The sequence below is a fragment of the Candidatus Ozemobacteraceae bacterium genome (assembly GCA_035373905.1).
Taxonomy (GTDB): Bacteria; Muiribacteriota; Ozemobacteria; order Ozemobacterales; family Ozemobacteraceae; genus MWAR01.
On the sequence record DAOSOK010000050.1, the window covers coordinates 23,735 to 32,989 of the forward strand.

Genomic DNA, 9,255 nt, shown 5'->3' on the forward strand with positions numbered 1-9,255 from the left:
ACCTTGCGTGCGATGTCGGCACGTCGATTGGGAAGCCCGCAACAAGACTGGGCACCTTTTCCGTTGCGCGGCGTTTTCGCAAATCCCTGAAGAAATTCTTCGAGGCGAGAACAGCCATCGAACGCCATATCCGGGCGATAACGGCATCGTCTTCGAGCGCGTAGACGATGACGAACTCAACAGACGCGCCGGCATCAGGAAATGAACTCGATCATCGATCTCAAGCTCGAAGACGAGGGCGTCAAAGACCTTTTGAAGCGTCTTCAAAAGCGCCTGAGCAACCTTCGCGCCCCGATGGACTCGATCGGCCAGCTCATCCTCAACTCGGTCGAGAGGAATTTCGAGGTCGGCGGCCGGTATTCCGGGACGTCGGGCGACGTGATGGGCGGCATGATCAAATGGGACCGCCTCGCCCCATCGACCGTGAAGCGCCGCTATCGTGAGGGTTCATGGCCGGGAAAGATTCTCCAGATCAGTGGCCGCCTTGCCGCGTCGATCCATGCGAAGGCATCGAGGGATTCGGTGATCGTCGGAACGAACGCGGAATACGCAGCGATTCACCAGTTCGGCGGTGTGATCCAGATGAAGGGGAAGAGCGGCAAGCTCCGGCTTCGCACGACCGCGAAGGGCGAGCTGCTTCGCCAGGGAAAGGAAGGCATCCTCCGCCACCTGGCCGTCTTCGCCAAGGCAAGCCACAAGCGCGCCGTCGAGCGTGAGTACACGACCAAGGATTACAAAATCACCATCCCCGCCCGCCCCTACCTGGTCGTCCAGCCCGAAGACCTCACCGAGATCCGCGCCACCATCCTCGACCACATCATGCGCGCGGACTGAACCCCCCAGAAACACGACCGCCCCGGGCAGATGCTCGGGGCGGTGTGGTCGAGGGCGGTTACAGTTCGGCGTTGATGGCGTTCAGGGCGCTGTGCATGCGGCGGTTCAGGATGTCGATCAGGGTGCAGAGGTTGCCGCGCGAGACGCAGGACATGTCGCCGTCGGGTATCAGAAGGTCACGCACGGCGTCGAATGCGGACATGACCTGATCGGCCTCGTCGAGGGCGGCGCGGATTCCGTTTTTCACAGGGCACCTCCCGCATCGACTGCCCGGCTCACCTTTCCGAGTTGGCCGGTGACGACGTAATGGACGGTGGCCTTGCTCCGGCGGACCCGGCGGGAGATCTCCCCTTGCGAAAGGCCCTGGGCAAAGAGTTCCCGGATCTGCCGGATATCCTCCGCCGTGATGTGTTTTGGCCTGGACCTGGCCTCCTTTTCCTCGATGAGTCGTTGCAGAGCAGCGATGTGGGCGGACTGCGAAGTGGTCTGGGCTTCAAGCATGGAGATATAGCGGTCCTTCTTCAGAACCATTTCGTCCGGCCCGATCGTCGGCGCAGCCGGAACGGCGTTTGCGCGGGGGTTCGTCGCCTGGCCTTTCGTCCAGTAGGCCCACAAGGCATCGTCGCATTCGGCCTGGTAGAGCTCGATCTTCGCCCGGATCTCGGGGCGCACCTTGCGCGGCTCGATCGTCGCGAGGAACCCGGCCAGCTTGCGAAGAGGCATGCACAGAGTTTCTTGAGGGCCGGTTTTGGTAGGTGTAGCCAAAATGGCTACACCCCAGCGCTTGCTTGATCGGTGAAGTTTCTTCTGTTGGGCACCCCAGGTGAGTCCCATGTTTTCGACGATCGGCCGAACTGGCGTGAAGGGTTCGCCCTGGTGGGACACGATGAAAAGCGTGTCGCCGTGAAAAGCAACGGGCACGAGCTGAGATTGGATGGTCATACTGACCTCCTGTGGTTTTTTGATGACTCTCAGAAATAAAAAGAGAGCCGGGTGTTCAAAACCGCCACAGACGGCCCAGGCTATTCCCCCGAAGGGTATTGTATTCGCCTGGACACCCGGACAAAATTGTCCGTAAAACAAAAAACACTTCTGACGGGAGTGATGACCGCTGTGGAGGTGTTTTGAGCACCTGCCGTGATTCTACGGCCTCACCCGCGTCTTGTCAAATCACGCGCCGCTTTCGCTCTTCTCGACCAGCTTTTGCTCGATTCGGCGACCGCAGAATGAGCAGTAGGTCTTGCCTAAAATGCATTCCAGGGTCGTGTGACCGCAATCGCTGTGATAGTAATGGGGGCCGAGCTTCTCCCACGCGCATGTATCCTGACCGTTACGAATGGCCTTTGCTCTTTCGATGAGCAGCGCGGGGCCTTGCCGCAGTACGGATCGTGCATACTCCATCGGCTTTTCTCTGCCTTCGGCGATTTCGGCAAGCGCTGTCACGTAGGCATCCATGAGACGACCGCGATTTTCGTATTTCCTTTTCATCTCCTCGATGTGGCGACACGGGCGCTGGGGAGAATCTTGCTTCGCTGACTCAGATCCTTCAAGGGGTTGATGAGTAGACCCGCATCGGCATTCCCAGCCCACAGGTGGCATTACATTCTTCCAGAATTTCATTTCAACGTTCCTTTCGTAAGCGAAGTTCATTCGATCGTGAGCGTCGCCAGAATCTTCAGGCAGAAGGGGCAGCGCGGCATGCTGTTCACGTTGCGGTCGAGCTCCTTGATGAGGATATCGATCTCCCGAGCGGGGCAATCGTCGGTTTGGCAAAAGAAGCTGGCGGTGCCGGTGAAACCGCTCGGGCTCGCGCCGTCGGCGCAATGGCTCTTGAGCCGCGCGGCCTTGAGTTTGTCCTTGAAGTTGATGACCTTGTCCATCGGCGTGTTCTTCACCATGTTCATGTTCCCTTTCTCTGTTTCATCGTATGTTTAGATTTCTTGTGACCGTGCCGCTCATCCCGATCAATCCGCCGTTTACGAATGCCTTACTGCTCATACTGCCGGTCGATCCGCGCCGCCAGCCGATCGAGGTATTCCCACTGAGCGGCCAAGACCCTGGCTCGAAACTCATCTCTCGGCAGCGGCATGAAGTAACCCTCACTCCTTGTCTGCAATCGCTTCCCAGCGGCGGGAGGCTTCGTCCATGGCTTTCTGGTCGTTCGAGAGGATGGCGGCGAGGTAGGCGTTCACGGCGTCGGTGACTTCGACGACGCGCCTGTTCAGCGGGTCTTCGGAATCACCGTGAGGGTTGCCCGGCGCTGGTTGCATATCCGCTTGATCACCTCTTCGGGGCAGACGTCCTGGAGAAATCGCACGGCCATCGCGGCCACCTGGATGGCTTCCATCGCCAGAGCCTCGTCGCTCGGGCATTTCTTCCGAACCTCGTCCCACAGCTCGTCACACTCCTCATGAAGAATCGCCCATGCCTCGTGCGCCGAGTGGTGCGGCCCGTGCGTCATCCGCCCGCGTGCCGCTTCGTCGCGGATCGCGAAGAGAAGCTCGGTCGTGATGTCAGCAGCCCGGTTCATGCTCGGCACCTCACCTTGAACATCTCGATCACCAGAAGCTGCCGGGCGGCACGTTCGATGATCATCCGATCCGACCAGGTGCGTTGCTGAGTCACCAGCGCTTCGAGCGCCGCACACGCGGAGGCCGGCGACTCCTCGCGTTTCACCAGGCTGGCGACGTGGTCCACGACCACTTCGAACGGATACTCGGCAGGGTTGGTCATGGCTTTTGCCTTTCCGGAAGCTTTTTCCGATCGGCCAGGTCAGAGACCAGGCGGTCAAAGCCAAGGCCTTCGCGCATTTCGCGGATTTTTCGCAGGCCGAGCTGCCGCTGCTCTTCCGTGTATTGCGGCCGGGGTTCGGCGCTTGCCGGTGCGGGCACAGGGACCGACTGAGCCAGATTCGACACCGGCGGCGTCGGCCGCCGCTGCCTTGCAATCTCTTCATGCCGTCTCTCCGCCTCCCTGGCGTGCTTTTCGGCCATCGACCAGGCGGTGTGCCGAAGGTAGTTGTGGTTCTTCAGGGCCTCCGGCCGGCGGGAAATCACCGCCTCGATCGCGGCGGCCCAGATGCCCACCGGGGCCGGGCGCTGCTCCCCGCCATCCCACTGGACGACACCGGTGTTGATGATCTCGTTCAGCTCGTTCAGGATCTTGAGCGCCTTCTTCCAGCACAGGCCCGCGCCGCTCGCCGGCCGAAACAGCCCCACGTATTCCACCGCGCGCGCCTGCACCGGCCCGGGCAGCCCGACGAGCACCTGGCAAAACGAGCGGCAGGCCGCATCGTTCTGCCAGGCCTCGAACGAGGCCGAAGCGCCGCAGGTGGGGCATGTCAGGCGCATCAGGCGATGCTCCGACCGATCAGGGGCCGGCCGCAGATCGGCGCGGCCGAGTTCGCTTTCGCGATGGATTCCTTCAGATGCCCGCAGGATCGCTCGACCACCAGCAGGAGCGCCAGCGCCCGCTCGGTATTGAACCTGTCGATGCAGCGTTTCGACTGCTCGACCAGATCCCTGAGCCCGTCCAGCGCGGTCGCCATGCCGGTTGCATGAGCTTCCGCCATTTCCCGATAATGGGTGTATCTCCCAAGTGCCTCGAATTCAGTCATTGTCCCGCTCTCCCTTCTGTCCGTTCGCCACGATCTGCACGAAGCGTTCCGTGACCCCGTATTGCACCGCGAGCCGCTTTGCATTGCTGCCGTCGTATTCCGCGCGAATCAGTCGCTCAGCGAGTTTTCCCAGGCCGCGTTTCGGGATGCTGAGGGTGATGCCGCCCAGATGTCTGAGGAGGTCGACGGCGACCTGCACCCCGAGCGTCTCGGCCACCAGCCGCATGTCGTCGTTGGGCATATCGTCGATCGTGATCTGGCCCTTGCGCTCGACGGCGCTCGGACCAGACTTCTTCTTGTCCTCCGGGAACAGCACACCCTGCATCACGACCTCCTCACGCCGCTTGCGGCTCATCCTCCAGCAGCTTCGCCACCAGTTTGTCCACGTCGGTGTCGGTCGGCTTGATGACCGCTTCGTCCGCGCCATCGGAAACCGAGACGCCGAGCTTCTTCAGGTCAGCGACGGTGAGCTGGTTCAGCGCTGACTTCACGGGCTTCTCCGTGGTCTTCACGAGCACATCCACCTGGTCGGGGAAGTGCTTGCGGATCAGCTTCACGACGGCCTCATCATCGTTCCAGTCGATGCCGGCGCGCTGTTTCTGAAAACCGACCTTGATTCCGTGCAGGGTCAGCGTGCGCGGCTTCTCGAACAGCTCGGGGTGATTCTCGATCTCGGCTTGCAGCTTCGACTTGCGGTCCAGCGCCGAGTTGACCGCATGCTTGATCAGCGGAAGATACCGCCGCTTGATCAGATCGATGGCTTCGTTCATCTCGGTGACGCGGCCCGACAGCGTGCCGCGAGCGTCGGCGTAGTCCTTGGTCATCTTCTCGATCGTTCCGATATCCATGAGTTCCTCCTTATGGCCGTTTCACACGGCGTTCAAATGCCTTTTCAGGCCGCTTTACCGCCCGATCGGCTCTTCCGTTCGAGGTCGGCTTTCATCGCCTCCAGGGTCTGGACGATCCGGCGGACGCCCTTCGCCGGAATGAACTCGAGGGCCGAGAAGCCGAACCGCTTCTCGATGAACCTTCTCAGGGCCTTCCGTCGCTCTTCCGCCGGCACATAGGAAACGTCGTTCCAGAGACCCTCTATCAGGCGAAGCTGCGCGGGGCTGGCCCACTCCTCGGAGCGAATGTCCAGGTGCTCATACCGCTTGGGGGCCTGCCGAGGCGTCCAGACGCCCGCCGATTTGGCGTTTGCCGCGAGACGCCCGATCAGCGCCGCCGCCTGGGAGAAGGAAAGATCCTTCGAGCTCGCGACGCCAAGCTCTTCGAGCATGGCGCGATAGACGTCTTCCTCGATCTGAAGCGCCTTGACCAGAACATGGATCGTCTTGACCTGCTCTTTGCTCGCCATGCTCGCCTCACCCGATCAGGGTCTGCTTCGCGGCCTTGATGACGTCGGCCGTGATCTCGGTGCCGTTGATCTCCGCGATGTGCGCCGAGCGCTTGATGAGCTTGTTCAGCACGCGGGCGTTTCCCTCGGTGGCCTCGTGGAACTGCTTCCAGATGCCGTTGCTGCCGGGGAGAGACGCATGCACGATCTCTTCGACGTCGCTCGGGCGGAGGCTCACGAGGACGGCCTTTACGCCGACGCGGCTGTAGAGCTGGGCGAAATCGCCCTTCAGGCCGCGAAGGTTGCCGAGCAGGCGCTGCATGCCGACCAGCACGACGCCGACACCGGCCCGGTCATACAGGCGGCGCAGCATTTCGAGGGCGCGGTAGGGCAGATGCTCCGCCTCGTCCACGATGATCAGGCGGCCGGACCCGCGCAGCTTGCTCACCGCCTCGTCGAACAGGGTGTGCAGGGAGCCGACGCCGTCGAGGCCGAGCACCTTGTGCAATTCGAGGAAAAGAACGCGGGCGGTATACCCGAGATCGGCTTCGAGCAGGATCACGCCGGCATGTTCCGTCGCGAACCGTTTCACCGCCGTGGTCTTCCCCAGCCCGGAGTCGCCGCAGATCACGCCGATGTCGTTGTCGACGTGGCAGATGCTCGCCACTTCGAACACCTTGCTCGCGACGGAGGTCTTGATGAATCCGGGCTCGCACAAGGCCGTTTCCTGGCGGGCTTGACGCTCTTTCTGGAGGGTGAGAAACTTTCTCACCGCGTCCTCGACCTTCTTCACGTCACCCCGGTATTTGTGGTTCAGCCACTGGCTGATCGTGGCGGTCGAAAGGCCGATGCCGCGCGCCACGGCCGTGATGCTGACCGCGTTCCGGTCCATCAGATCGCGTAGGTTCCTGTGAAGTTCCGTGCCATTGCTTTCCGTCATGATCGATGTTCCTCCTGGTTCTTTTTTTTGTTATCGAGCTCGTCTTGATGCATGTCTGAGACGAACCCGTAAATCTTCTTCTTTGGCGCAGGGAGCCGGACGAGGTTCCCCAGGTCGGCCTTGCCTTCCTGATCGCGCTTCTGCCGCTCGATGACGACCTGGTCCATGCTCGTATTCACGATCACGCTCACGGGGGCGGGAGCGGGCATCGAGGGCGGTGCCGCTACGCAACCGCAGGCGGTGGATCGCTGCATGGCCGATGCGGCCAGGGCGGCCGTTGCCGTTTCGAGGTAGAACTGCTGCTCGGCGGCCGGCGAGGCCGTGAGTTGCTGGACCTTCTGCTTCGCGATTTTGCGATCGCGGTTCTTGCGGTTCGATTCCTTCTGCAGCGTCTGGCGCTCGACATCGGTCTGCGCCAGCACCGGCACGACCGGAACGAGGGCGCCCTGGCCGATATAGGCGTTGGTCGCGGCATCGAAGACCCAGGCATCCTGGAAGGCTTTCGGGTCGCGACGCATGTAGACGAGATCGCCCTTCCGGCCCGACATCCATTCGCCCCAGTAGCTGATGCCGAGCTTGCTGTCGCGGATTCCGTTCCGGCCGATCGTATAGTTCTCGGAGGTGCGCATGCAGAACAGCATGAGTGCGTCGCGCCGCACTTCCCGGCGGGTCTTGAACTCTTCGGCCCACGCCTGGTCGGGGAACCGCCCGCGCAGAGCCTTTCCCTCGGAGACGGTCTTGTTCAGGATCTCGATGATGAACCGGCCGAGGCCGGCTTCGAGCTGTTCGAAGTCGATGAGGCTGCCGGCTTTCACTTCTGCCGCCAGGCGTTCGGGCCGCTCGATCACGTCGCCGCCGCGATATCCGACATGGGCCTTGCTGAACCACTCCTTGATCTTCAGGAAGTCGCGCTCGATCGGCTTCGTCTGGGCGTTATACGGCAGGGCGAAGTGCGGTTCGATGCCGAGCAGAAGGAGCATCGGCCGGGCCTTCTCGGGATCGATGTTCACCTTGTGCTGCCGCGTGATCGACCGGCCGCCGGCGAAGTCTTTGCACCGGTAGTCCTTGCCGTTATCGATCAGAACGTGCTTCGGCAGGCCGTATTGCATGGCGGCGACGTAGAACGCCTGGAAAATGTGGTCTGAATTCGGGGCCTCGGCATGGATATACCAGCCCAGGAACTTACCGGTCTTCAGATCGCGCCACGCGGTGATCCAGGGTGCAACGATCTTGTCGCCGGCATTTACGAGCACGTCGATCTGCGCATGATCGCTGACCCAGCATTCCCCGGCAGGCAGCGTGGAATAATCGCGCTCGATATAGGCCGCATACCTGCGGTTCCAGGCTTGCTGGCCGTATCGGGCCATGTAGATGACGCTCTTGTCATACTGATTCTGAATCGCGCGATAGAACGCGGAAACAGACGGGAACGTCTCGGCCGTGGTGCCGGGCTTTTCGCGAAGAGCCAGACCGAGGGTGCGCTTCCAGGTGACTTCGAGGGAGGGACGGCTTTCCTGGAGGTAGTGCTTCGCAAAATACTCCAACAGATCCGGTGATACCTTCGTCACTCCCTGGCTCTTTCCCCAACGGCCGAGGAGACCGCCAACGCCTGCGGCTTCGCGGGTCTTTCTCGCCCGGAGGATGCTCGGATAACTGGTCAGCATCCTCGGGTGTTCGCGGTTCCAGGCCTCGACGAAGGTGATCAGATCGCGACCGAAAAGCCCCTCGCAGGCGGTCAGGATCGTCAGGTATTTGTCAGCCTTGCGGCGTGAATGGTCGGGCGCGTGATCATACGCGGCGGCATCTGTTTCAATAGTATTCGGGATACAGTCGGCAAAGTCCTGAGCGGTCGGCTCATCAGCGGCGGGGGTGATGTTGATGATCGGCTCGGGTTGCTGTGCCTGGACGGTATGCTTCTTGATGAGCGCAGCCTGGGTTTCCGGGGGAAGGGATGAAATGTGGTATTCGAAGCCGCCGCCTTGGGCTTGACGAGGTCGTTTTTCCCAGGCTGCATTTTTCGCACACCTGTTGATACTTTGGACTGTTTGCAGCATGCCAGGCAGTCCAAGTAGTTCACTCGCCGAGAACCACGCTTTCATCCCTGTTTCCTCATCAACCGTTCTTCAACAACCCAGTTTCAACCGTTCTTCAATTCCTTCTCAGACCGTTCCACCATCGCATCAGCCTGCATGAAAGCTGCATCTGCGAATTTTCGCGCCATATCCCAATCGAATGGTCGCGCAGTCGGTTTCAGAGCTGAATGGAGGATCCCGACAAGAGCCAGCGCCGCGTAGTATTCCCGCATGGTCATGCCGGTGAAGCTTGTATAGGGCGAAAAGGGGAAGGCAGAGTATTCAAGATCGCGGAAACAAGCTTTTTTTGGTGCCGGCTTACGAAATAAATCCGGATTCGTCTCCATCAATTCTGATTCGATGCCGATAAAAGCACCTGTCTCATCAAACACGTAGCCGGTTCCGATAAAGTCCCAGGAAGTGGTGTAAAAACGGCCCCGGGAAAATGACCGGGGCC

General features: G+C 60.9%; 16 protein-coding genes. 1 reads left to right on the plus strand and 15 read right to left on the minus strand.

The features are described 5' to 3' along the window. Positions 1–201 precede the first annotated feature (201 nt). Entirely contained in the window at positions 202–834 is a 633-nt protein-coding gene (locus tag PLU72_18355) for a phage virion morphogenesis protein (GenBank protein ID HOT30146.1), read from the plus strand. A 58-nt stretch (positions 835–892) separates the two neighbouring features. Here PLU72_18355 and PLU72_18360 read toward each other — a convergent pair whose 3' ends face one another. The 15 genes from PLU72_18360 to PLU72_18430 form a co-directional block, all read right to left on the minus strand. After that, a complete protein-coding gene (locus tag PLU72_18360) occupies positions 893–1,081 on the minus strand; it encodes a hypothetical protein (protein ID HOT30147.1) in 189 nt (62 codons plus the stop codon). After that, positions 1,078–1,776 (minus strand): phage antirepressor N-terminal domain-containing protein, encoded by a 699-nt coding sequence (locus tag PLU72_18365; protein HOT30148.1) that lies wholly within the window; start codon positions 1,774–1,776, stop codon positions 1,078–1,080. The genes PLU72_18360 and PLU72_18365 overlap by 4 nt, the downstream gene beginning before the upstream one ends. Before the next feature lie 228 nt (positions 1,777–2,004). Beyond that, the gene (locus PLU72_18370; GenBank protein HOT30149.1) at positions 2,005–2,454 is read right to left on the minus strand and encodes a hypothetical protein; all 450 of its coding nucleotides are present in this window, start codon (positions 2,452–2,454) and stop codon (positions 2,005–2,007) included. A gap of 26 nt (positions 2,455–2,480) precedes the next feature. Next, positions 2,481–2,738 carry a hypothetical protein gene (locus tag PLU72_18375; GenBank protein HOT30150.1) on the minus strand — a complete coding sequence of 86 codons (258 nt, stop codon included), beginning with the start codon at positions 2,736–2,738 and terminating at the stop codon, positions 2,481–2,483. Positions 2,739–2,933: 195 nt separating this feature from the next. After that, the gene (locus PLU72_18380; GenBank protein ID HOT30151.1) at positions 2,934–3,104 is read right to left on the minus strand and encodes a hypothetical protein; all 171 of its coding nucleotides are present in this window, start codon (positions 3,102–3,104) and stop codon (positions 2,934–2,936) included. Next, positions 3,056–3,364, minus strand: coding sequence for a hypothetical protein (locus tag PLU72_18385; GenBank protein HOT30152.1), 309 nt, complete (start codon positions 3,362–3,364; stop codon positions 3,056–3,058). The genes PLU72_18380 and PLU72_18385 overlap by 49 nt, the downstream gene beginning before the upstream one ends. Next, positions 3,361–3,567 (minus strand): hypothetical protein, encoded by a 207-nt coding sequence (locus PLU72_18390; protein HOT30153.1) that lies wholly within the window; start codon positions 3,565–3,567, stop codon positions 3,361–3,363. Before PLU72_18390 ends, PLU72_18385 begins: the two co-directional genes overlap by 4 nt. Beyond that, positions 3,564–4,184 (minus strand): hypothetical protein, encoded by a 621-nt coding sequence (locus PLU72_18395; GenBank protein ID HOT30154.1) that lies wholly within the window; start codon positions 4,182–4,184, stop codon positions 3,564–3,566. The genes PLU72_18390 and PLU72_18395 overlap by 4 nt, the downstream gene beginning before the upstream one ends. Beyond that, complete coding sequence (locus PLU72_18400; GenBank protein HOT30155.1) at positions 4,184–4,450, minus strand: hypothetical protein; 267 nt, start codon at positions 4,448–4,450, stop codon at positions 4,184–4,186. Before PLU72_18400 ends, PLU72_18395 begins: the two co-directional genes overlap by 1 nt. Then, positions 4,443–4,775 carry a Mor transcription activator family protein gene (locus PLU72_18405; GenBank protein ID HOT30156.1) on the minus strand — a complete coding sequence of 111 codons (333 nt, stop codon included), beginning with the start codon at positions 4,773–4,775 and terminating at the stop codon, positions 4,443–4,445. The genes PLU72_18400 and PLU72_18405 overlap by 8 nt, the downstream gene beginning before the upstream one ends. A gap of 10 nt (positions 4,776–4,785) precedes the next feature. Beyond that, a complete protein-coding gene (locus PLU72_18410; protein ID HOT30157.1) occupies positions 4,786–5,298 on the minus strand; it encodes a host-nuclease inhibitor Gam family protein in 513 nt (170 codons plus the stop codon). Positions 5,299–5,342: 44 nt separating this feature from the next. Then, positions 5,343–5,807, minus strand: coding sequence for a DUF1018 domain-containing protein (locus PLU72_18415; GenBank protein ID HOT30158.1), 465 nt, complete (start codon positions 5,805–5,807; stop codon positions 5,343–5,345). A gap of 7 nt (positions 5,808–5,814) precedes the next feature. Beyond that, the gene (locus PLU72_18420) at positions 5,815–6,726 is read right to left on the minus strand and encodes an AAA family ATPase (protein ID HOT30159.1); all 912 of its coding nucleotides are present in this window, start codon (positions 6,724–6,726) and stop codon (positions 5,815–5,817) included. Next, a complete protein-coding gene (locus PLU72_18425) occupies positions 6,723–8,825 on the minus strand; it encodes a DNA-binding protein (GenBank protein ID HOT30160.1) in 2,103 nt (700 codons plus the stop codon). The genes PLU72_18420 and PLU72_18425 overlap by 4 nt, the downstream gene beginning before the upstream one ends. Positions 8,826–8,863: 38 nt before the next feature. Next, a partial coding sequence (locus PLU72_18430) for a hypothetical protein (GenBank protein ID HOT30161.1) occupies positions 8,864–9,255 on the minus strand: 392 nt, incomplete at its 5' end.